The following is a 21,851-nucleotide window of genomic DNA, read 5'->3' as shown; positions in this document are numbered from 1 at the left end:
TAAAAAAACGAAGTTTCAAGTGAAGCTTTTCAATCTCGATAGCATCTAGTTTCTTAAAAAAACCGAACGATTTCGACACGGAAGAAGTACGTCGATATCGTTCGGTTTTTATTCTAATGCTAACTTGCTTTATTATTCAGGAGTTTGAATATCATATTCTACGTCGTTTGTAATGTTTTCTAAGTTAACATTTATATCAGTTTTAACTGAAGTACTACCACCAGAGGGTGTCCCAATACATGTGGAGGTAAATTCAGCATCAGAAAGTACTTGCACATAGTTCTTTGATAAATGGGTGGATGGAGAGAACGTAACCCCTTCTTTCACGTAAATAGTGCCGCTTGAATGATCAATCACATCAATTGTCGTATTATTTGCAACACAAACCTTTGCGTTATGATTCATCGTGATTTTACTAATTGTGTTGTTGGCACCTTCAAATGACAACGTAGAATGATCCAACTCTATTCCTTTATTTCCATGCGAATTGCTACCTTGAACTGCGGTGCCTGCAATCCGAATGATAGAGTTCGTAAATGTGGTTTCAATTTTAAAATCTAAGTCATCTCCGTAGTAGAATTTAGCGTTTTTTGCCTCTAAATGATTGTAGGAGGACTCTCCTTGAATAAAAACATTCACATTTTCAATATTGGTGGAATTTTGTATATCTAAATTTCCTAATAAGTACAATGTTCCATTTCTTCCGTCTAATCCCATAAGTGTTTGATTTGCAGAAAGATTACCTACGAAATAGACAACTGTGTCGTCGGGAATAGTTGATAAATTGACTTTTGTATCATAAATTTTGCAAGGTGAATTTGAAAATGCGTCATCACATGCTGAAATGTTTTCAGGAAGTTGGAAATCGGGAGTTGGAAATAACTGATCATAACTATTTCCGCCTGAACCATTTCCACTTCCGCCATTAAAATTAGTGTTTACTAAGTTGATGGGTAATAACAGAGAGAGTGTACTTAATTGAACCGCCTCTAAATAATTTCCTTTTAGCTCGATTTTAACTTGTACAGCATTCGATGCAAGTGAGGTTTTGGGAACAGAATATAATTGAAATTCGGATTTATCCTTTTCTACTAAATGGTTCGATAATGTATAAGCCTCTATGTATCCTCGAAGGCTATTAATACCCGCTTCTTCTTTCTCTTGCTCTAACTGTTGAACTTGAGTTGCTGTAACATATTTTTCTGGATTCGTAGTTATAGCGTCCTGTATGGCAGTTTTGACTTCCTTTGCAGTTATCACGTACTTATTTAAAATATCGGCACGATAATATTCCATTCCCATTTCGGCAACATCGTCTGCTACAAAATTGTGATCTGTTTTTTCTACTTGTGTTTGTTGGGTGAGCGTACCAGCTAATAAGAGGCTAATGAATCCTACGATTAAGACTGCAATAACTAACGTCAGCAGTAACGTATAACCTCTTTCATTCGTAAGTTGTTTCATCTGGCACCTCCTATTTCAGTTTCCTAAATGTGGTTTTTACTTCTGCTGTAAGGTTAGTATTTCGCTCACTTTTAACGAGTAGATCAATTGATAAACTTTCCGTTTTAGGGACTACGTCATTCTTTGTTATGGAAACTAGTTCATAAGTTATTCCTTGTCTAGTACTTTCAAATAAAATCTCGTTCGAATTTGTATCACTCAGGATAACACTCGTTGGAGTAACAGTAATGCTATACGGTTTCCCTTTTTGATGAACGGCATCTATTCCATTTAGAAGTAGCGTTGCTTCTTGTTGGATTTGTTGCTTGGAAACTTCTGTTTCGTTAAAAGAAAAACCTTGAAAAAATAATGTCCATATAATAGTGCCGAATAACCCAACTAAGACGATGGAAGCAAGTAATTCAACGAGCGTAACTCCTTTTTCATTCTTCATTGTTTGACACCTCAACATATCCATATGTTTCACTTAAAGGGTTCGTTGTCTCATCAATCGGACGAGCTTTTTGATCATACACCTTCACATGGACTTGTGTTAACTCCACTGTTTGTCCGCTAAAGATTTTGTTTCCATCGATTTCGATCGTTACATCGAATCCTCTATATGACCCTTGGTATCTCACGATATTTCCGTCTACTGTTGGCGGAGTACTGTTGATGATTGTAATAGGTTGAGTTGGAGAGTATGTATAGGTTTGCTGTTTCAGCTCCGCATGAATCTCTTTTGCGACGGTTGCAGCTGTTAAATTCTCTGCCGTCTTGTCATTTAAAAATGAAATGTGAGGAAATAAACTAAAAAAAGACAAAAAGAGGAGACTGATTAACACGATAGAAGCTAATACTTCGATTAATGTAAAACCTTCATTTCGCTGCATCTAACATCCCCCTTTGTCAAAAGTTTCTATCAATTTACCTACTGTATCTTATATACTAGAAGTATACAACATTTACCCACAGAGAGGTCGTTTGATATGCCGGAACGAAAACGTTTAGGAGACTTACTTGTTGAAACGAATATTATTACGCAAGAACAGTTAGTTGAAACATTGCAGCGTAAATCTTCACAAGAAAGATTAGGGGATGCATTAGTTAAACGTGGGTTTCTGACAGATCAGCAGCTAATAGAAGTGCTAGAGTACCAGTTAGGAATTGCGCACGTTTCCTTGACGATGTATCCAATTGATGAAACTCTGTTGTCTCTTGTAGGAAAAGAATACAGCATTCGAAATTATGCCTTGCCGATTCTTAAAAGGGATGACACGTTAACTGTAGCAATGGCCGATCCACTGGATTATATGACAATTGACGACATCGAATTACGGACAGGCTTTAAAGTTGTCCCTGTCATTTCTTCTAAAAACGACATTTTAGACAGCATTGAAAAGTTCACGAAAACAAGTGAATCGATTTTGTACGAAACGGCTGGTGAAGCCGCGTATGACAACTCGGAAGAAGCACCTGCTATTAAATTATCGAATCAACTCTTCTCTCAGGGGATAGCTTTAGGTGCATCAGATATACATATAGACCCTCACGAAGATCAATTAATCGTTCGTTACCGAGTTGATGGCGTATTAAAACGAGATCGCGTTCTAGGGAGAGAGGCATTTGCTTCATTGGTTGCCCGACTGAAAATCATGGCGAATCTAAATATTACCGAATCACGACTGCCACAAGACGGTAAAATACGCCTAACCATGGGAAATCAAACGTACGATTTGCGCTTATCAATATTACCCACGATTAATGGTGAGAAGGTAGTTATTCGTATTTTAGATCCAGCAAAAGGATTGAAAACATTAAACAATTTAGATTTAAATAAACGCTATTTACAATCCTTTATTCAACTAATTGAACAACCATCTGGACTTGTATTACTTACCGGCCCTACAGGTTCGGGAAAAACGACCACGTTATATTCAGCATTACAACATTTAAATAGTGAAGGAACAAATATTGTCACGATAGAAGATCCTGTAGAATATCAAATTGAAGGAATTAACCAAGTCCAAGTAAATCCCTCTATACAATTGACGTTTGCAGCTGGATTGCGGGCGATACTTCGTCAAGATCCGAATATCATTATGGTTGGAGAAATTCGAGATGAAGAAACGGCTGAAATTGCAGTAAGATCTGCTTTAACTGGCCATTTTGTTTTAAGTACATTACATACAAATGATGCAATTAGTACAGTTCCGCGCTTATTAGACATGAATGTAGAACCATACATGGTGATTTCTGCGTTAAGTGGAGTTGTATCGCAACGACTCGTTCGGAAAATATGTGTTCATTGTGTCGAAACAAGGGAGCCGAATGAAATGGAGAAGAAGATTTTTGAGCGTCGAATGATTGATCTTTCCACGATTTCATTTGGAAAAGGCTGTGACAAGTGTCGTGGCACTGGCTTTAAAGGAAGAATCGGTATTCATGAAATTTTCGTTGTAGAAGATACTATTCGGTCCATGCTGTTTAATCAAGCGAGTATGCAAGATGTGAAAAAAGAAGCGATGAAACAAGGCATGATCCCGTTAATAGATGATGGTTTATTAAAAGTAAAAGCAGGCATCACGACTCTTGAAGAAGTGCTAAAAGTAACCAACGAATAAAAAGGACGTGAACGAATGAGTGAGCATTTACATCAGTTATTACAAGCAGCGTATGAACTAGGTACTTCAGATGTCCATTTAACCGTTGGAATGCCGCCAATTATGCGACTAGACGGAGAACTGAAAAAGTTTGGCAAGGATTCGTTAAAACCGGAAGATACAGAATCGATGGCAAAGTCGATTCTTTCAGATGATATGTGGACGAAATTTTTAGAAAAAGGGGAACTAGATTTCTCGTATGGTCTACCGGGAGTCTCCAGATTTCGTGTAAATGCGTATCATCAACGGGATTGTGTTAGTTTAGCGTTTCGAGTTATTCCAACACACATTCCTAGCTACGAAGAGTTAGACCTCCCAGAAGTATTGCGCTCGATTTCGATGAAACCGCAAGGTCTTGTATTAGTAACGGGCCCAACGGGATCTGGTAAATCCACGACACTAGCTTCGATGATTGCCGAAATGAACAAAACAATGAAAAAGCATATTATTACACTCGAAGATCCTATTGAATACCTTCACAGTCATGGAACTTGTATGATCAACCAACGAGAGGTAGGCTTTGATACAAAATCATTTGCCACGGGATTACGATCTTCGTTGCGACAAGATCCTGATGTAATTTTAGTAGGTGAAATGCGTGACTTAGAAACGATTTCAACTGCCATTACCGCAGCTGAAACTGGCCATTTAGTGTTTGCAACACTCCATACAACAAATGCTGTCATGACAATTGATCGTATTATTGACGTATTTCCACCATCTCAGCAACCGCAAATTCGTATTCAATTGGCTTCTGTGTTGCAAGCGGTTGTGTCCCAACGCCTGTTCCCGAAAAAAGAAGGCAAAGGACGTATTGGCGCTTTTGAAATTTTAGTCAATGTTCCAGCAGTGAAAAACTTAATTCGTACAGAAAAAATTCATCAAATCACCTCCGTTATTCAATCCGGTCGCTCGCTTGGTATGAGGACGATGGAATCCGAAATCAGTCGTTTAATTGATGAAGGAAAAGTAGACGAAGAAGTGGTCGGACCTTACTTAATGGAGAAAACAATTTAACATGGGATACTTTGTATACGAAGGTCGAAATCGACAAGGAAAGTTCGTCAAAGGGAATGTCAAAGCGACGTCCAGCACAGAAGCAAGGCAAATACTTGTCACAAAACAAATAGCTGTCCGAACTCTTGAGGAAAAGAAAGGGCTATTATATGCAGAGCTTCCTTCTTTTCAACGAGAAGTTTCATTTAAAGAACTAGTATTATTTATCCGTCAATTTTCCACGTTAATCAAAGCAGGTATTACAATTCTCGATGCTACGAGTATTTTACAAGAACAAGCAACATCTAAAAAAATGAAGCGAGTTCTTTCTCTGATTTTAGAAGATTTAAAAATGGGGATTCCTTTTTCAGACGCAGCAACTAAACACCCGAAAGTATTTCCGTCACTTTTTTCGAACATGTTACGAGCTGGAGAAGTGGGGGGGCAATTTGACGAGATTTTAGATCGTTTAGCGATTTACTATGAAAAATCGCATCAAACAAGAGCGAAAGTGAAAGCAGCTATGACGTACCCACTCGTTTTGCTTGTGGTGTCGATTATCGTCATCTTTTTCTTAATAGGATTTATCGTGCCTCGGTTTGCTTCCATGTTTACTTCGTTTGGGGCAGAGTTACCGCTTTCGACAAAATTACTTTTAGGAATGAGTGCGTTTGTCTCTTCCTACTGGTGGTTCATTGGAATACTAGTGATAGGGCTAATCACACTATTCCTATTCGTTCGAAAACAAGAAAGTGGACGATTAATCATCGACACTGCTTTGTTGCGCATGCCTATTTTCGGACCATTACTAAAAAAAGCGATATTAGCTAGAATGACGCGAACACTATCTACATTATACGAAGCGAGTGTTCCTGTTACTCAATCGTTAACCATTGTTGGAAATGTCGTTGGCAATAAAGTAATCGAAAACTTGCTCCTCCAATCTAGTAAAAGTGTGCAAGAAGGTCAATCTATCTCAAAGCCGTTAATGGGACATTGGGCAATACCACCTTTTGTCACACAAATGATGAATTTAGGTGAGAAGTCAGGGACGTTGGATTTTATGCTTGGCAAAGTAGCGGATTTCTACGAACAAGAAGTGGATCAAAGTGCAGAACAATTGAAAACATTACTAGAACCACTATTAATATTGTTCATGGCAGTTGTTATTGGTTCTGTTGTCGCGTCTATTATGATTCCAATTTTTACAATTTTGACAGAAGTGCAATAAATTCGACATTTATGGTACTAAATCGACAAAAAAGGAACATTAGCACTTGTAAATTGGTTTAAGTTTCTTATATTATAGGTATAGTTTACTAAGGTCGATGCAATGAAGATTTACCAGTATTTGGGCACTTTGGTGATTCTGAGCAACTAGTGCACCCACCGATTTCAAAAATAATCTAATGGGGGAATTTATTCGTGAGAAAATGGTTAAAGCACTTAAAGAATCAAAAAGGTCTAACGCTTATTGAATTATTAGCAGTAGTGGTTATTCTAGGAATCATCGCTGCCATTGCAGTACCTGCGATTGGGAATATTATTGATAACTCGAAAGAAGATGCTCACCGCTCGAATGCATTGTTAATCATTAATGCTGCAAAATTAGGGAAAACAGATGGCACTTTCAAAAATTCTGATTTTACAGGAACTAATAGTGTGACACTCCAAGAACTTGTGGATGCTGGCTATTTAGACGCTGTACCTGCTGATCCTTCATTCGATGGTAAATCTTATTATAGTACTTCCAAAGTCACTAAAAATGCAAATCAATATTTGATTACTCTTTATAATTTTGACGGAAGTCACTCTTATTATAATGCAATTTCAGAGTCGAAATTAAATTCAGATACCAAGCCGGTTATGCCTTAATAATTTCAAGCCCCTTTGCTTTTAGCAGGGGGGTTATTTTATTCATCGACATAGTTTTTAAAACTATTGCTATACATACAGGGTTACGTTCATTTTCAGCGTTAGGTTTAGGGGGGATCGATTTGTCGTCGTATTGGGGAAAGCATCCAGCAGTGTTCATCACGTTTACAAGTCGATATATTCGTCTACTCGTTGGGAATAAACACCATCAGATTACCCATATTGTGCAAAAGATTTTGCAGGAAGAATGGGCAGAGAATGGTGAGATTTCGCAAGCGGAGGAAGTAACGAAGACGTTACGTACTATTGTAAAACAGTTGAAGTTAACAGGAATGAAAACGTACATTTCGTATTCGGCGCATGACCTTTTACTTCGTTCTACGACGATTCCATCTGATGTTCCGGCGGATGAATGGAAAGGACATCTCTATATGAATTTAGGAGAGTCTTTTCATTTGCCATTTAAAGATCCGATCATCGAAATTGTTGGATCCTCTGAAAAAGACGGTGCGTGGGAAGTAAATACGCTTGCGGTGCCAGAAGAGGCTGTTAATCGAATCGTATCCATTGTGCAACAAGCAAAACTTCGACCAATCGTCATGGACGTCCCTTTTTTAAATCTGTATCGTGTTTTTCAATACGAAAAGCAATTAGAAGAAACGTCACATGTGCTATTAGTTCACGCTGAGTTTGATGTTATTCAGTTGAGTCTTTTTCATCAGCATGAACCTCTATATGTTCGAACAGTGGATTTGGAAGCGTTAAACGCGTATTCCGCTCTCGAGTCTCGTTCTGGATTTCAATATCTAGAGTCATTTGAAGATGAAATGACATTGCAGTCACACAAAGAAATGATGATCAAGGAAATTGATCGAATTCAATCATTCTATCAATTTAACCTTCAAGCAGGTACTTCTAAAATTGATACGATATGTATAGCAGGGGATCATCCAAAGCTTGTCGAATTAAAAGAGTATTATGCTTCACAAGACACCGCAAATGTTTCCATGTTACATGATGAAGCTTGGGGAACGAAGACGAAGAAAAAAATTCCCGATTCGTTCGCGGAATTAATTGGGTTGTCGTTGAAATAAAGGAGTAGTTTGCATGCAAGCAGATATTAACCTCATACAAACAGACGCTCAACCAAAAGTAGGCTATTTCCTTCTTGGATTTTTGGCACTACTCTTTTTTGCTGTTTTCATTTGGGTTTGGATGTCGTATCAATCTCAGCATAAGGAAGTACTAGTTTTAGAACAGCGTCTTCAAGATGTTCTCACACGTCCAGTGAATGCAGAGGTTGTGGAGCCTTCGGAACGACAAAAGTACCAGGCTTTAGTGGATTGGGCAGCGACGCAGCCTTATTCAAATGTCCTTTTACTTATAGATCTTGCGAAGCGACTGCCAGAACGTGGTTACTTTCTAAGTTTTAGTTCAGAAAATGGCGTTATTTCGCTTGTTGCTCAGTTCGACACGAATTCCCAAGCTGCGTATTATTTAACTGCAGTCGAAAATTCTCCCTATATCGATTCGATTAATATTTCCACGATTGATAAAGAAAACGTTTCTGACGTTACAGCTGTTAATGAAGAAACGTTTGTAGAGCCACGAACTGTTGCTACTTATTCGATAACTTTAAACGTACAAGCTCTTCGAGATGCTTCGGCAAACAAGGAGGGTGAACAATGATGGCAATCGAGCGTCGATATTGGATATACATATTAGCTGGGATTTTTGTCGCGGCACTTATTGCTCTTTTCGCTTACTTATTCCTCCTTCAGCCTGAAAAAGAACGGAAAGAATTGTTACAAGAACAAGTTGCTGCTGCGTCTTTCGTAGAAAAACCATCCAGCGAAGAAGAGATTGCGAAAGAAGAGTTAGTTGTATTAGCGGAGCATGTACCGATTCAATCTCGAGAAGAGAGTATCATACTCGATTTAGAAAAAGCGGCAATTGCTTCTTCATCGTTGGTCGATTCCATTTCGTTTAATGAAGAAAACGTACCTTCTGACGTTGTTGAGGACGAAACGATTTTTGAAGATGAAAACGCGGATCAAACGATGGTAGAACCAATAGGTCTAGAAAAAATCTTTATTGATGTGACCATTCAATCCGCTAATTATTTATCCATGTTAGATTTTTTATCGGAAATGGACAAATTAAAACGGATCTATTATGTGCAATCGTTTACCTTCGAAGGTATTCGTGAAAATGAAACTCGAGAAGGTCCAATGGAAGACATGTTGACGTATTCCATCCAGTTTTATGCTTATTTCGCTCCTTTGGTTCAACTGGATATTCCGTTACCTACTCCTTCTAGTGGCCAACCGTCCGATAAAGTAAATCCGATTATCGATGCAGAAGAAACGGTAGAGAGTGACAATTCTTCTACAGAGACAATATCTGATTCAACTGTTCTACAAGAGGCTAGTAAGGAAAACTTGCCGACTGAAGATGCACAAACGTCTTCGTCAAATGCTAATCAATCAAATCAACACGCTGTAACTACACCAGTCGAGAAACCGATTAAAACGCACGTGGTCCAATCTGGAGAAACACTTTACTCCATTTCGATGAAGTTTTACGGGAATCGTAACGGAGAAGAAATCATTAAGACGGCAAATAACCTATCCGGAAATACCGTCAGAACAGGTCAGGTACTTCGAATTCCATGAGTATACTTTTCTTTCTTTACGGTTTAATTTTCGGCTCATTTTATAATGTGGTAGGACTCAGAGTCCCGAATGACGAGTCAATTGTTCATCCACCATCTACCTGTCCAACGTGTAAACATCGGTTAACTTGGAAGGACTTAGTTCCCGTATTTTCCTATATGTTTCTTGGAGGGAAATGTCGTCATTGTAAAACGTCCATTCCAATTTTTTATCCTCTGATGGAATTACTAACTGGCATTCTGTTCGTATATGCGTATCTACAAGAAGGATTTTCTGGTGAATTAATTGTTGCTCTTCTCTATGTGTCGCTATTTGTCATTATCACTGTGAGTGATCTAGTGTATATGATTATTCCCGACAAAGTTCTTATCATATTAGGATTAATGCTTCTTGCTGGAAGAATCATCTCTCCCTTGGATCCTTGGTGGGAAAGTCTTGCAGGTGCGATTATTGGGTTCTTCCTATTATGGTTAATTGCTATCGTCTCAAAAGGTGGAATGGGTGGTGGCGACGTCAAATTGTTTCTCCTCATTGGGCTCGTATCAGGAAGTAAAGGTGTTTTAATGACACTTTTTATCGCTTCATTTATTGGAGCTTTCATTGGCGTTATCTCGATACTTTTATTCCATCAAGATCGAAAAACACCAATTCCTTTTGGTCCATTTATCGCAATCGGGGCATTAATAGTTTATTTTCATGGAAATCAATTACTCGAATCATATCTGAATTTGTTTTTTTAAGAAGAAAACTTTTTTTGACAAGACGACATAAGTCTTGTCTTTTTTTTTGTTTGGATTGGTACGATTTCTGTTAAAGGAGTGAATCGAAATGCCAATTAAAAAGAAATCGCATGCTAATACAACTATACTCGCCTTATTACACGGATTTTTGGTAGGGTGTGTCACGATTGGACTTTTTGCTTTATTACTCAATTGGTCTTCTATTCGAGGAGAAACGGAAAAGCAACCTGAAGCTCTGGAGGAAATTCCAGTACAAGTCGAGCTTCCCCCAGATGGTGCAGTAGGGGAAGTAACATTATTTGCGAACCAACTTGGTGCATTTTCTTCTATAGAGGGTGCGAAGTCAGTTTCGACTAGTGATGCGGCAATTCCTCCCGCTATTTTTCCAATCAGCGATAAATATTACGTATGGGATACTGTTGACTTAGAAGAAGGGAAAATAGTGAAAGGCCCTCAATCATTCGTGAAAAAAATAACCGTTTCTACTGCTAGTTGTGATCAAGAAGGACTCAAACGCCTTGCAAGTCTTTTATCAGAAACGGATACGGCAAAATTTTATTTTCAGGATAGTACCGAGACCGTTAATTTACCCCCAGATTGGAAAGAGCTAACCGCTAGTCTATCAACGCTTACAACCGATTTAGGCATACAAAAAGCACAGCTATTAAGTCATTATGTAAGTAAAAATTCATGTGTGAAAATTTCATTTTAAGCTTCAAAACGGCTTGTTTTGTAATTTCCTCCCTTTTGACACAATTTTCAAATCCTTTTCTACCATTTATGATGTTGGTGACAAAAGTGAAGGGGAGAAAAACGGATGACAAGTACAACGCATTTACCATTAATGATACGTGATGTTCACGTGGAAGACAGACCTAGAGAAAGAATGAAAAGACAAGGTGCAGAAAGCCTTTCTAATCAAGAGCTAATTGCTATCTTATTGAGAACTGGAACGAAAGAAGAATCCGTTCTTCATTTGGCCAATAAAGTGCTGACCGTTTTTGAACGACTACATGGATTAAAAACGGCTACTATTGAAGAAATAGTGGCCATTAAAGGAATTGGACAAGCAAAAGCAATTCAGTTGTTGGCAGCGATCGAACTGGGAAGAAGACTTGCGCAAAAAGAATCGGATTCCAAGTGGACAATTCGTTCGCCAAAAGATGCGGCAACCTATTTAATGACGGAAATGTCTTCCTTACACCAAGAACATTTTCTAGCATTATTTCTCAATGTAAAGAATCAAGTGATTCATAAACAAACGATTTTCATCGGAAGCTTGAATGCTTCCATTGTGCATCCTAGAGAATTGTTTCGAGAAGCGGTGAAACGGTCAGCTGCATCGATTATTTGTGCGCATAATCACCCATCCGGTAATCCAACTCCCTCCCCAGAAGACATCGAAGTGACAAAGCGTTTAAAAGAAGCGGGAATGATCATTGGGATTGAACTATTAGATCATGTCATTATTGGAGATCATCAATTTGTGAGTTTAAAAGAAAAGGGGTACATGTGACACTGTAATTTTCGTTCTTCTTCCGTTATAATGAGATTTATGATTTTATGACAGCTGAGATGAAACCGGCTAGTGAAGAGAGGAAGAAATGTAGTGTTTGGATTTGGATCAAAAGATGTCGGGATTGACCTTGGCACAGCGAATACATTGGTATTTATTAAAGGAAAAGGGATCGTATTACGTCAACCATCTGTGGTTGCGAAAAATACATTAACGGGTGACATTGTTGCCGTTGGTGACGATGCGCGAAATATGATTGGACGAACTCCAGGCTCTGTTGTAGCTATTCGCCCGATGAAAGATGGCGTTATCGCGGATTTTGATATTACATCTAGTATGATTCAATACTATTTAAAAGAAGCGTTGAAATCCTCCGGGAGTTCGTTTAAAAAACCAAGCGTGATGATTTGTGTTCCTTACGGAATTACTTCTGTCGAGCGACGCGCAGTTATTGATGCGGCTAGACAAGCTGGCGCAAGAGAAGCACTTACGATTGAAGAACCATTTGCAGCGGCAATTGGGTCGGATTTACCTGTTTGGGAACCAACAGGAAGTATGGTCGTTGATATTGGTGGAGGAACGACAGAGGTTGCAGTTATTTCACTTGGTGGGATTGTAACTAGTGAGTCTGTTCGAGTCGCTGGTGATGCGATGGATCAAGCTATCGTTAGCTATATCCGTAAAACCTATAATTTAACAATCGGTGAGCGAACTGCTGAGTCGATCAAGATGGAAATAGGTTCTGCTCGTGTCGTTGGTGACGGAGATCGTATGGATATTCGCGGACGTGATTTATTGACTGGTCTCCCAAAAACGATTGAAATCACTTCTAAAGAAATTGCAGAAGCTCTTCGAGAGTCTATCTCTGCAATTATTGATGGCGTAAAGAAAACGTTGGAACAAACTCCTCCAGAATTATCAGCTGATATTATGGAACGTGGTATTGTTTTGACAGGTGGCGGAGCACTATTGAAAAACTTAGATCGAGTAATTAGTGACGAGACACATATGCCTGTATTTATCGCAGATAATCCACTTGATTGTGTAGCTATTGGAACAGGTAAAGCGTTAGATCATATGAATGAAATACGTCAACAAATGAGATAAGAGGGAGGGACATCGATGCCACAGTTTTTTTCAAACAAGCGATTAATCCTCTTATTAGTTGGATTTATCTTCCTCGTGGCATTAATCAGTTTCTCTTTAAGAGATCGAGATCACGCTTCTCTACCAGAACAAATTGTGAAAGATGTTGTTGGCTTTGGACAATCGCTATTTGCAAAGCCAACACATTACATAATGGGAATGTTCGACAATGTTGATTCAATTTTGTCTACATACGATGAAAACAAACAGTTAAAAGAGAGATTAGATGAATTTGCGAAACTTCAAGCAGAAGTGAATGTCCTAGCTTCTGAAAACAGTCGACTAAGAGAAATTGTGGATAAAGAGGAAGATCTTCGTGCGTATGATCCGATTCAAGCAACCGTTATTGCTCGAAATCCCGATCAGTGGGAAGAAAAAGTGATTTTGGATAAAGGAACAGTTCATGGCATTGAAGAGAATATGGCGGTTATTACTGCACAAGGTTTAATCGGGAAGGTAATTATTACGACTCCTTTTACATCAACTATTGAGTTGCTTTCTACCAATAATCCGAATTACCGAGTTTCCGCCTTGATTGCAGGAAAAAAAGAAGTGTTTGGTTTAATAGAAGGCTATGATGAGGAAAGACGAGAACTTGTGTTAAAACGAATCGATTCTGCGGATGAAGTGAAAGTGGGAGAAAAAGTTATTTCTTCAGGTTTAGGTGGAATTTTTCCAAAAGGGTTACCTATAGGAGAAGTCACAGAAGTTACGACAGACGATTACGGTTTAACAAAGCTAGCCTATGTGAAACCTTCTGCTGATTTTGCATTGTTGGATCATGTGATGATCGTGAAACGCTTAATGCCAACTGCAAATGGAGTGGATGGTCAATTTATTGATACGGAAACCACTGATAGTGAGGGGACGAAAAAATGATTCGTTGGATCGTCCCTGCTATTGCGGTAGTTTTATTTTACTTAGAGCCTGTGTTTGGATTATTCTCGCCAATTAAAATTGAGGAAGAGTATTTTTCTTTAATACCACGTTTTGCCATTATGTATCTTATTTTTATCTCCATTTATTACAATACTCGTAGAGCGATGATCTATGCTCTATTTTTTGGCCTATTGTATGATATGTTTTTCATTGATATTATTGGATTGTATGCTTTTTTATATCCTTTAATGTGCTTAGTGGCAGCATTTATCGTGCGATATGTCCACCAGCATTTATTTGTCACAACAATCTTGACATTAGTGCTTGTTGCGGGACTAGAGTTTTTGTTATATCAGTTTTATTCGTTAATCGGTCAAACGGATGTGTCTATGCACGTTTTCCTAAGAACGCGATTAATGCCAACGATGATAGCGAATTCTCTGTTTTTATTCCTTTTGGGATGGGCATTTAAGTATTTAATATCTGCAAGACATCTACAAAGAACAAATCAATTAACGTAAGAAGAAACGTGAGGTGACGCAGTTGACGAAAAAAAATCTTGTATCGATTAAAGGTACGAAAGATGGTTTGGTGCTAAGACTAGACGATCAATGTGCGTATACAGACGTTTTACAAGAATTGTCGGGTAAAGTCTCCGATTCGGGGCTTGATGGAAAAGCGGAAGTATTACTTCAACTAGGACATCGTTATTGCTCGGAAGAACAGGTGAAAGAGCTAATTTCCATTATTCATCGATCTCCTCATCTTCGCGTTTCTAAAGTGCAGAGCGATGTTATTACGATGGAAGAAAGCAATCGTAGACTATTAGAAGGTCAGTCTGAAACATATATTGGAATCGTTCGATCGGGACAAGTGGTGCAAGCAGAAGGCGATTTAGTCGTTGTCGGCGATGTAAACCCGAATGGCAGAGTGACAGCGGGTGGAAGTATTTATGTACTTGGACGATTAAAAGGAATCGCGCATGCAGGCTCTTCAGGGAATAAGCTTTCAGTGATTGCCGCATCTTGGCTAGAAGCTACTCATTTAATGATAGCGGATAAAATGGAAACGATGACAGATGAACTGGCCGTATTATCTGAACAACCAGAAATGGAATGTGCTTACATACACTCTAATGGGTCAATTGCGATTGATCGATTACAAGAACTACGAAACATACGACCGGAATTGTCAACGTTTAAAGGAGGATACTAATGTGGGTGAAGCGATCGTAATAACTTCAGGTAAGGGTGGCGTCGGAAAAACGACGACAACGGCGAACCTAGGAACTGCATTGGCTCTTCAAGGAAAGAAAGTGTGTCTAATTGATACCGACATCGGTTTGCGAAATTTAGATGTAGTGCTTGGCCTTGAAAATCGTATCATTTATGATTTGGTTGACGTCGTAGAAGGACGTTGTAAAGTGCATCAAGCGTTAGTAAAAGACAAACGCTTTGACGATAAATTATTTTTATTACCAGCTGCTCAAACGACAGATAAAAGTGCTGTGAATCCTGAGCAGATGAAAAATCTTGTGACAGAGTTAAAACGAGAATATGATTATGTAGTCATTGACTGTCCTGCAGGGATCGAGCAAGGCTTTAAAAATGCAATTGCTGGGGCAGATCGCGCAATTGTTGTAACAACGCCAGAGATATCTGCCGTGCGGGATGCAGATCGTATCATTGGTTTACTGGAGAAAGAAGATATTGAACCTCCAAAGTTAATCATTAACCGAATTCGTCAACATTTGATGAATACGGGTGATGCATTAGATGTGAATGAAATTACAACGCATTTAAGCATTGATTTACTCGGTATTGTTGCAGACGACGAAAATGTTATTTCTTCTTCTAATAAGGGAGAGCCAGTGGTAATGGATCCGTCGAATCGAGCTGCATTGGGTTATCGCAATATCGCTCGTAGAATTTTAGGCGAATCGGTTCCCTTAATGTCCATGGCACAAGAGCGTAAAGGTGTTATGGGGAAATTAAAGTCCATTTTCTCTAAGTAACGATGAACTATTAGAACGCGGAACCATTCGAGTGAAAGGTAACTCTTTCTGTCGAATGGTTTTTTTGGTTTTCATTAATCAATCCCACTTTCAAGGCATAGTTTGAAGAAAGGGGGATGTGTTCATGCAATTTCGTAAATTACAAGTAGCGCTGATATTGATTGTTGCTTTTATTGGTTCCTCTTATTTAGAAGAAAGGGACGGGGACAACTCCATTGCAAGAAAAGTGTGGAATTTTTCACCGACTTTCCAAACGAATCTTTTACAAGCTCAATCCAAAGTAGTAGGGATGTTTGAGGAAGAGAATGAAATACCAGTTACTGCTAGCTGGCAAGAAAATGCATCTCGTATGTCTCAATTTAAGACTATCCAATCTTTTTTAGATGGATATGTGATTACTTACGACTCGACATTATCGCTTTCGTTCCCTCAAGATGGTCTTATTACGTATACTGGTCAGAATAAAAATACTGGCAAAACTATTTCGATTGAATTTGCCGATGACACAAGTGTGACGATTGGGCTTTTAGATCATTTTGAACATTTACCGTACTCTGCAGTGTCTGCTGGAGAATATATTGCCTCTTTAAATGGGGAAAATTTATATATTCAAGTTCAGAAAGACGGGAAGGTATTATCTAAAGAGGAAACCGCTCAATGGTTAATCGCGCAAGATGGGCGATAAGTTTCGCATTCATCCATTATTAGTTACCTTTTTTATGTATTTACTTCTAACTGAACAATATGCTTTTTATAGTCTATATATTGTGACATTGTTGGTCCATGAAAGTGGACATGTTCTTTTTGCGAAATTATGCCGTATTCCTATTCGTAGCTGTGTATTTCATCTGTATGGTGCGGAGCTGGATCTTTATTATTTTCAATCTGTTGGAAAATGGAAGAAGAGTCTGACCATTCTTGGAGGTCCATTGTTTACGCTAGTATTTATTTTTGTGATCTACCCTTTGGAGTTTTTGGGTCAAAGCGAGTTAATGAAGTTACAAGTTTCGTTTTTACTGATCAACCTATTACCATTTTTTCCTTTAGACGGCGGGCAAATGATTCGGCTTTTTTTGACGGAACATGGACAAAATAGATGGAGTGTCATTTCTATTTTCGTTCCCATTTTGTGCATTACTTTATCATTTGTTCCAATTCCCTTAAAATTTTTCTTTCTATTTGTCGCGATTCAAAATTTGAAAAGATGGCAATTTCGAAAATATGAAGCTAGTTTCAACAAATTCATGCAGAGTAGGTTGACTGTGTGATGTACGTGTGATAATATTTTAATGTTATTGTTTGTAGCACCCACGCTACAACCGCTCTGAAGAGGTTTAAGTATCCTTACGGGTCACCTCAGTGAAGGCGAGTCTTAGACTAAGAGGAGGTGCAGGTAAATGTACGCAATTATTGAAACTGGTGGTAAACAAATCAAAGTGGAAAAAGGTCAAGAAATCTACATCGAGAAATTGGCTGTAGACGCTGACGAAGTTGTCACTTTTGACAAAGTGTTATTCGTAGGTGGAGATGACGTGAAAGTAGGCGTTCCATTCGTGGAAGGTGCTGCTGTTAAAGCGAAAGCTATTAAACATGGTCGTGGTAAAAAAATCACAGTCTTCAAATACAAATCAAAAAAGAACTATCGTCGTAAACAAGGTCACCGTCAACCTTATACAAAACTAGTGATCGAAGATATCACGTTGTAAGAGGGAACGATGATTAAAGTTAACGTCACAAAAAATCAATCTGGTCTCATTACTTCGTTCGAAATGTCTGGACATGCTAATTTTGCGGTTCATGGTAGCGATCTCGTATGCGCGGCAGCATCTGCGGTTTCTTTTGGAAGCGTAAATGCGATTGCAAGTCTCACGAAAACGATACCAGTCGTAAAACAAGGTCAAGAAGGTGGATATCTTTTTGTTACCCTACCAGCAAGTTTAGATCAGGAAGAACAAGAAAAAATTCAACTTTTGTTGAACGCTATGATTGTTTCTTTACAAACGATTGAACATGATTACGGTAAATATATAAAAATTACCTTCCAAACCTAGGAGGTGGAAACAGATGATGTTACGATTAGATCTTCAGTTTTTCGCATCGAAAAAAGGGGTAGGTTCGACAAAAAACGGACGCGATTCCCAATCTAAACGCCTTGGCGCTAAACGCGCTGATGGTCAACACGTATCAGGTGGTTCAATTTTATACCGTCAACGCGGTACAAAAATTTATCCAGGTTTGAACGTTGGCCGTGGTGGAGATGATACTTTATTCGCTAAAGTTGATGGTGTAGTACGTTTTGAACGTCTTGGCCGCGACAAAAAGCAAGTAAGTGTATATCCAGTTGCTCAAGAAGCTTAATTCAGACAACTAGAAGGACTGCGTTTACGCAGTCCTTTTTTCATTCAAATGCAGGGAAGTGGCGTTCATGTACAAGAGATTAACGGTAAACGAAGCTTTGCGTTTCGCAAAGCATGACTTTCTCAATCAGTTACAGCTCATTCAAATGAATCTCGACCTAGGTCGTGTGGATGAGGCAAAACGGATCATTTCAACCTACACAAAATCTTCACAAGAAGCTGTTTCACTAAAAAAACTTGGCTTACCAGTTCTATTAGAATGGTTCCAAACAGTGAATTGGCGATTTCCAGCATTTGATTTTGCGTTTGAAATGACAATTACACATCCAATCGAAGAATCGCACGATCAACCTTTCGTGTCTTTTTTTGAATCAATTTTACAACAAATGAACAACGTAATTGATCCGTACACAGAGCAAAAAGTTACGTTTCAACTGGTACAACACAATGCTTCTTTTACCGTTAATGTGATTTTTGAAGGAAAATGGGAACAATGGACGGAGACACCTTTTGAATGCAAGGACTGTCAAATACGACAAAAGCTAGATGGCTTCACTTACAGAGAAATTCAATTATTAATGGAAACAGGAGGTAACTAATATGTTTGTCGATCACGTCAAGATATATATAAAAGGTGGAGACGGCGGAGACGGTATGGTAGCGTTTCGTCGAGAAAAGTATGTTCCTAATGGTGGCCCAGCTGGTGGTGATGGTGGCCGTGGAGGAAATGTAATATTTGAAGTGGAAGAAGGATTACGTACATTAATGGATTTCCGCTATAAACGACATTTCAAAGCAAATCGCGGAGAGCATGGTATGAGTAAGGGAATGCATGGTAGAGGAGCAGAAGATTTAATTGTCAAAGTTCCTCCGGGTACTGTCGTCATGACAGAAGATGGAACGATTCTTGCAGACCTTGTAGAACATGGTCAGCAAGCAGTTGTTGCAAAAGGCGGTCGTGGAGGTAGAGGTAACTCACGGTTTGCTACTCCTCAAAATCCCGCACCTGAGTTATCTGAAAAAGGAGAGCCAGGTCAAGAATTAGATGTGGTATTAGAACTTAAAGTGTTAGCGGATGTTGGCCTAGTTGGCTTTCCAAGCGTAGGTAAATCCACACTTTTATCTGTCGTTTCTGCGGCTAAACCTAAAATTGCGGAATATCATTTTACAACGATTGTGCCGAATCTAGGAATGGTACAAACAGAAGATGGGCGTAGCTTCGCTATGGCAGATTTGCCAGGGTTAATCGAAGGAGCAAGTGAGGGTGTTGGACTCGGACATCAATTCTTACGTCATATCGAACGAACGCGAGTAATCGTCCATGTAGTGGATATGTCCGCTATGGAAGGGCGCGATCCGTACGATGATTATATAACTATTAATGAAGAGTTGAAAAACTATAATTTGCGTCTAACGGAACGTCCACAGTTAGTCGTCGCAAATAAAATGGATATGCCGGGTGCGGAAGAAAATTTGGAAGCTTTCAAAGAAAAAATTGGAGCAGACATAAAAATTTTCCCGATTTCTGCAATTTCGCGTAAAGGTCTTTCTGAGTTACTGTTTGCGATTGCAGATTTACTGGAAGTTACAGGTGAATTCCTTCTGCATGAAGTACAGGAAGAATCAGATAAATCGGTTATGTACAAGTTTGAATCAGAACGTGACGGATTTGAAATTACTCGTGACGACGATGGTGCATACGTGTTAAGTGGATCATCTATTGAGCGCTTATTTAAAATGACTGATTTCTCTCGTGAAGACACGATTCGTCGTTTTGCTCGCCAACTTCGTGGAATGGGTGTAGATGAAGCCCTTCGCGAACGTGGTGCAAAAGATGGCGATACAGTTCGACTACTTGAGTTTGAATTTGAATTTATCGAGTAAAGGCGAGGAGTGGACCAGTTGGAAAAAGAGCAGTGGCAATATCGTATAGGTTATTTAGGACCAGAAGCATCTTTTACGCATGTAGCAGCAAATGCTCTTTATTCCAATGAGTTGCTCGTTCCTTATCCAACCATATCTGATTGTATGGATGCAGTGGAGCAACAAGAAGTAGATTTTGCTGTCGTGCCGATTGAAAATGCTCTCGAGGGTACAGTTGCTATAACACTTGATTATTTATATCATGATGTTCAACTGAAAGTAGAACATGAAATTCTTTCTCCTATTGCCCAACATTTACTATGTCATCCTGCTAATGAAAAAGATTTTTTGCAGGCGACATCTATTTTGTCGCATTCGCACGCAATCGCACAATGTCATAAATACTTGGCAAGTCGTTTCCGTGGTGTGCCACATGAAATTTCTGCGTCAACTGCAGCTGCTGCAAAACACATCTCTCAACATCCAAGTCAAAACTCTCTTGCCATTGCTAATGAATTTGCAGCAAAGAAGTATGGACTGACGATTGTAGAACGAAATATTCACGATTTTCATTTAAATCATACCCGATTTTTTGTGTTGTCGAAAACACCTTCTACAAATAGGTTAGAAGAACCTAAAACAACGTGGATGATTTTGCTTCCTGAGGATGAACGTTCGGGTGCTTTGCATCAAGTATTGTCGGTGTTCGCTTGGAGAAAACTTAATTTATCCAAGATTGAATCACGGCCATTAAAAACCGGAATAGGTCACTATTTCTTTGTCATCGATCTTCTCGAACATGAATCGCATCCAATGATGTTTGGAGCATTAGAAGAACTAAAAATGCTAGGCTGTGAGGTTAAATCATTGGGGAGTTATCATGTTACCAAAATCAATCCATAAGAAAAGGATGTCTGAAAATACTCAGGCATCCTTTTTTCGTGTATCCAGTGGAAAAAATCACATACATTAATCTCTAATGAAACACATCTAACAGGTGAAAAGAAATTAGCTAAACTCTATAAGTGCTAATTAATAGACGTCTTCAGCTAAAAACCCTTTTCGTCGCATTTCTTTTATAGCGATATGGATGGATTGTTCTTTATTGGCCGCTATTTTATGCAAATGGATACCACCCGTTAATTCGGATAGAAAGCTTGCACCTGATTGTTCCACTTCTCGTATAAAATCATCTACCTCAACACGGTTCGAGACCATGATAGAGGCATTGATTTCCCCGTAAACAGGATGTTCAACAGTAACATCCATTACTGTTACTCCAGCGTCTACTAACGTGTATAACTCTTCTTTCGAATCCGCTGGTCCGTGATGACAAGCAATTTGTTTAACAAAATGAGGTTGATCGGATTGCTCTGGCAATAAAATATAGCCTTGACTAGTCGCTACTATTGGAATATCTTTCGCTTTTAGTAAGGTGATATCCCCAACAATTATTTGACGACTTACTCCAGTTTGGGTGGCAAGTTCGACACCTTTAATCGGATTAACTGCTGTTGTTAAAATTTCTAAAATTTTCTCCCGTCTTACATCACCAGGTTTTTTTTTCATTCAAATCTTCCTTTTCAGTCGTATTCATCCGTTGTTTTTCATAGTTTAACATGGAAAGATACTTTGTGACCAAAACTCTGACAAGAACATACTTTAAGAAATGAAGGAGGAAGAT

At 38.8% G+C, this 21,851-nt stretch carries 26 protein-coding genes, 1 riboswitch and 1 other annotated feature; of the genes, 22 read left to right on the top strand and 4 right to left on the bottom strand.

What is annotated here, in order from left to right:
• Positions 1-132: 132 nt before the first annotated feature.
• Genes D3873_RS07580 through D3873_RS07570 form a run of 3 tightly spaced genes read right to left on the bottom strand, consistent with a single transcriptional unit; the run spans position 133 to position 2,336 of the window.
• Positions 133-1,464 carry a type II secretion system protein gene (locus tag D3873_RS07580; RefSeq protein ID WP_119883497.1) on the bottom strand — a complete coding sequence of 444 codons (1,332 nt, stop codon included), beginning with the start codon at positions 1,462-1,464 and terminating at the stop codon, positions 133-135.
• Between the two features lie 10 nt (positions 1,465-1,474).
• The gene (locus tag D3873_RS07575) at positions 1,475-1,897 is read right to left on the bottom strand and encodes a type II secretion system protein (protein ID WP_162920166.1); all 423 of its coding nucleotides are present in this window, start codon (positions 1,895-1,897) and stop codon (positions 1,475-1,477) included.
• Complete coding sequence (locus tag D3873_RS07570) at positions 1,887-2,336, bottom strand: prepilin-type N-terminal cleavage/methylation domain-containing protein (protein ID WP_119883495.1); 450 nt, start codon at positions 2,334-2,336, stop codon at positions 1,887-1,889. The genes D3873_RS07575 and D3873_RS07570 overlap by 11 nt, the downstream gene beginning before the upstream one ends.
• A gap of 96 nt (positions 2,337-2,432) precedes the next feature.
• Here D3873_RS07570 and D3873_RS07565 point away from each other — a divergent pair, with 96 nt between their 5' ends.
• From D3873_RS07565 to pheA, 22 genes are all read left to right on the top strand, one after another.
• On the top strand, positions 2,433-4,067 hold the full coding sequence (locus D3873_RS07565) for a GspE/PulE family protein (RefSeq protein WP_119883494.1): 1,635 nt from the start codon (positions 2,433-2,435) through the stop codon (positions 4,065-4,067).
• A 15-nt stretch (positions 4,068-4,082) separates the two neighbouring features.
• Positions 4,083-5,123, top strand: a complete 1,041-nt coding sequence (locus D3873_RS07560; protein WP_119883493.1) for a type IV pilus twitching motility protein PilT — start codon at positions 4,083-4,085, stop codon at positions 5,121-5,123.
• A 1-nt stretch (position 5,124) separates the two neighbouring features.
• A complete protein-coding gene (locus D3873_RS07555) occupies positions 5,125-6,333 on the top strand; it encodes a type II secretion system F family protein (protein ID WP_119883492.1) in 1,209 nt (402 codons plus the stop codon).
• A gap of 86 nt (positions 6,334-6,419) precedes the next feature.
• Positions 6,420-6,503, top strand: a riboswitch (cyclic di-GMP riboswitch).
• A 24-nt stretch (positions 6,504-6,527) separates the two neighbouring features.
• The gene (locus D3873_RS07550; protein ID WP_119883491.1) at positions 6,528-6,977 is read left to right on the top strand and encodes a prepilin-type N-terminal cleavage/methylation domain-containing protein; all 450 of its coding nucleotides are present in this window, start codon (positions 6,528-6,530) and stop codon (positions 6,975-6,977) included.
• Positions 6,978-7,099: 122 nt separating this feature from the next.
• On the top strand, positions 7,100-8,071 hold the full coding sequence (gene pilM, locus D3873_RS07545; protein WP_162920165.1) for a type IV pilus biogenesis protein PilM: 972 nt from the start codon (positions 7,100-7,102) through the stop codon (positions 8,069-8,071).
• A 13-nt stretch (positions 8,072-8,084) separates the two neighbouring features.
• On the top strand, positions 8,085-8,666 hold the full coding sequence (locus tag D3873_RS07540) for a PilN domain-containing protein (protein ID WP_119883489.1): 582 nt from the start codon (positions 8,085-8,087) through the stop codon (positions 8,664-8,666).
• A complete protein-coding gene (locus tag D3873_RS13560) occupies positions 8,663-9,652 on the top strand; it encodes a LysM peptidoglycan-binding domain-containing protein (protein ID WP_238473757.1) in 990 nt (329 codons plus the stop codon). Before D3873_RS07540 ends, D3873_RS13560 begins: the two co-directional genes overlap by 4 nt.
• Positions 9,649-10,392, top strand: coding sequence for a prepilin peptidase (locus D3873_RS07530; protein ID WP_119883488.1), 744 nt, complete (start codon positions 9,649-9,651; stop codon positions 10,390-10,392). The genes D3873_RS13560 and D3873_RS07530 overlap by 4 nt, the downstream gene beginning before the upstream one ends.
• 88 nt (positions 10,393-10,480) lie before the next feature.
• Complete coding sequence (locus D3873_RS07525; RefSeq protein WP_119883487.1) at positions 10,481-11,104, top strand: hypothetical protein; 624 nt, start codon at positions 10,481-10,483, stop codon at positions 11,102-11,104.
• A gap of 105 nt (positions 11,105-11,209) precedes the next feature.
• On the top strand, positions 11,210-11,908 hold the full coding sequence (radC, locus tag D3873_RS07520) for a RadC family protein (protein WP_119883486.1): 699 nt from the start codon (positions 11,210-11,212) through the stop codon (positions 11,906-11,908).
• Between the two features lie 93 nt (positions 11,909-12,001).
• Positions 12,002-13,015, top strand: a complete 1,014-nt coding sequence (locus tag D3873_RS07515) for a rod shape-determining protein (RefSeq protein ID WP_119883485.1) — start codon at positions 12,002-12,004, stop codon at positions 13,013-13,015.
• A 15-nt stretch (positions 13,016-13,030) separates the two neighbouring features.
• Positions 13,031-13,933, top strand: a complete 903-nt coding sequence (gene mreC / locus D3873_RS07510) for a rod shape-determining protein MreC (protein ID WP_119883484.1) — start codon at positions 13,031-13,033, stop codon at positions 13,931-13,933.
• Positions 13,930-14,454 (top strand): rod shape-determining protein MreD, encoded by a 525-nt coding sequence (mreD, locus tag D3873_RS07505; RefSeq protein ID WP_119883483.1) that lies wholly within the window; start codon positions 13,930-13,932, stop codon positions 14,452-14,454. Before mreC ends, mreD begins: the two co-directional genes overlap by 4 nt.
• Positions 14,455-14,476: 22 nt before the next feature.
• Positions 14,477-15,148, top strand: a complete 672-nt coding sequence (minC, locus tag D3873_RS07500; RefSeq protein WP_119883482.1) for a septum site-determining protein MinC — start codon at positions 14,477-14,479, stop codon at positions 15,146-15,148.
• Between the two features lies 1 nt (position 15,149).
• A complete protein-coding gene (gene minD / locus D3873_RS07495) occupies positions 15,150-15,947 on the top strand; it encodes a septum site-determining protein MinD (RefSeq protein ID WP_119883481.1) in 798 nt (265 codons plus the stop codon).
• Positions 15,948-16,071: 124 nt separating this feature from the next.
• The gene (locus D3873_RS07490) at positions 16,072-16,632 is read left to right on the top strand and encodes a hypothetical protein (protein ID WP_119883480.1); all 561 of its coding nucleotides are present in this window, start codon (positions 16,072-16,074) and stop codon (positions 16,630-16,632) included.
• Positions 16,633-17,254: 622 nt separating this feature from the next.
• Positions 17,255-17,330: a sequence feature (ribosomal protein L21 leader region), on the top strand.
• A gap of 14 nt (positions 17,331-17,344) precedes the next feature.
• Positions 17,345-17,653, top strand: coding sequence for a 50S ribosomal protein L21 (rplU, locus tag D3873_RS07480; RefSeq protein WP_119883478.1), 309 nt, complete (start codon positions 17,345-17,347; stop codon positions 17,651-17,653).
• Between the two features lie 9 nt (positions 17,654-17,662).
• The gene (locus D3873_RS07475; RefSeq protein WP_119883477.1) at positions 17,663-17,998 is read left to right on the top strand and encodes a ribosomal-processing cysteine protease Prp; all 336 of its coding nucleotides are present in this window, start codon (positions 17,663-17,665) and stop codon (positions 17,996-17,998) included.
• A 16-nt stretch (positions 17,999-18,014) separates the two neighbouring features.
• A complete protein-coding gene (gene rpmA / locus D3873_RS07470) occupies positions 18,015-18,305 on the top strand; it encodes a 50S ribosomal protein L27 (RefSeq protein WP_119884501.1) in 291 nt (96 codons plus the stop codon).
• Positions 18,306-18,372: 67 nt separating this feature from the next.
• The gene (locus tag D3873_RS07465; RefSeq protein WP_119883476.1) at positions 18,373-18,903 is read left to right on the top strand and encodes a Spo0B domain-containing protein; all 531 of its coding nucleotides are present in this window, start codon (positions 18,373-18,375) and stop codon (positions 18,901-18,903) included.
• Position 18,904: 1 nt separating this feature from the next.
• Complete coding sequence (gene obgE / locus D3873_RS07460) at positions 18,905-20,188, top strand: GTPase ObgE (RefSeq protein ID WP_119883475.1); 1,284 nt, start codon at positions 18,905-18,907, stop codon at positions 20,186-20,188.
• 18 nt (positions 20,189-20,206) lie between these two features.
• Entirely contained in the window at positions 20,207-21,070 is an 864-nt protein-coding gene (pheA, locus tag D3873_RS07455; protein ID WP_119883474.1) for a prephenate dehydratase, read from the top strand.
• A 129-nt stretch (positions 21,071-21,199) separates the two neighbouring features.
• On the opposite strand, the gene D3873_RS07450 is transcribed toward pheA, so the two are convergent.
• Complete coding sequence (locus D3873_RS07450) at positions 21,200-21,736, bottom strand: transcription repressor NadR (RefSeq protein ID WP_119883473.1); 537 nt, start codon at positions 21,734-21,736, stop codon at positions 21,200-21,202.
• Positions 21,737-21,851 lie beyond the last annotated feature (115 nt).

Origin of the sequence: Paenisporosarcina cavernae, from assembly GCF_003595195.1 — a bacterium.
GTDB lineage: Bacteria > Bacillota > Bacilli > Bacillales_A > Planococcaceae > Paenisporosarcina > Paenisporosarcina cavernae.
This window is presented reverse-complemented; position numbering and strand designations above follow the sequence as displayed.

Bases quoted from the DNA above. Each gene is read 5' to 3' on its own strand.
- D3873_RS07580 (WP_119883497.1), bottom strand. From the start codon at position 1,464: ATGAAACAACTTACGAATGAAAGAGGTTATACGTTACTGCTGACGTTA.
- D3873_RS07575 (WP_162920166.1), bottom strand. From the start codon at position 1,897: ATGAAGAATGAAAAAGGAGTTACGCTCGTTGAATTACTTGCTTCCATC.
- D3873_RS07570 (WP_119883495.1), bottom strand. From the start codon at position 2,336: ATGCAGCGAAATGAAGGTTTTACATTAATCGAAGTATTAGCTTCTATC.
- D3873_RS07565 (WP_119883494.1), top strand. From the start codon at position 2,433: ATGCCGGAACGAAAACGTTTAGGAGACTTACTTGTTGAAACGAATATT.
- D3873_RS07560 (WP_119883493.1), top strand. From the start codon at position 4,083: ATGAGTGAGCATTTACATCAGTTATTACAAGCAGCGTATGAACTAGGT.
- D3873_RS07555 (WP_119883492.1), top strand. From the start codon at position 5,125: ATGGGATACTTTGTATACGAAGGTCGAAATCGACAAGGAAAGTTCGTC.
- D3873_RS07540 (WP_119883489.1), top strand. From the start codon at position 8,085: ATGCAAGCAGATATTAACCTCATACAAACAGACGCTCAACCAAAAGTA.
- D3873_RS13560 (WP_238473757.1), top strand. From the start codon at position 8,663: ATGATGGCAATCGAGCGTCGATATTGGATATACATATTAGCTGGGATT.
- D3873_RS07530 (WP_119883488.1), top strand. From the start codon at position 9,649: ATGAGTATACTTTTCTTTCTTTACGGTTTAATTTTCGGCTCATTTTAT.
- D3873_RS07525 (WP_119883487.1), top strand. From the start codon at position 10,481: ATGCCAATTAAAAAGAAATCGCATGCTAATACAACTATACTCGCCTTA.
- radC (WP_119883486.1), top strand. From the start codon at position 11,210: ATGACAAGTACAACGCATTTACCATTAATGATACGTGATGTTCACGTG.
- mreC (WP_119883484.1), top strand. From the start codon at position 13,031: ATGCCACAGTTTTTTTCAAACAAGCGATTAATCCTCTTATTAGTTGGA.
- mreD (WP_119883483.1), top strand. From the start codon at position 13,930: ATGATTCGTTGGATCGTCCCTGCTATTGCGGTAGTTTTATTTTACTTA.
- D3873_RS07490 (WP_119883480.1), top strand. From the start codon at position 16,072: ATGCAATTTCGTAAATTACAAGTAGCGCTGATATTGATTGTTGCTTTT.
- rplU (WP_119883478.1), top strand. From the start codon at position 17,345: ATGTACGCAATTATTGAAACTGGTGGTAAACAAATCAAAGTGGAAAAA.
- D3873_RS07475 (WP_119883477.1), top strand. From the start codon at position 17,663: ATGATTAAAGTTAACGTCACAAAAAATCAATCTGGTCTCATTACTTCG.
- rpmA (WP_119884501.1), top strand. From the start codon at position 18,015: ATGTTACGATTAGATCTTCAGTTTTTCGCATCGAAAAAAGGGGTAGGT.
- D3873_RS07465 (WP_119883476.1), top strand. From the start codon at position 18,373: ATGTACAAGAGATTAACGGTAAACGAAGCTTTGCGTTTCGCAAAGCAT.
- obgE (WP_119883475.1), top strand. From the start codon at position 18,905: ATGTTTGTCGATCACGTCAAGATATATATAAAAGGTGGAGACGGCGGA.
- D3873_RS07450 (WP_119883473.1), bottom strand. From the start codon at position 21,736: ATGAAAAAAAAACCTGGTGATGTAAGACGGGAGAAAATTTTAGAAATT.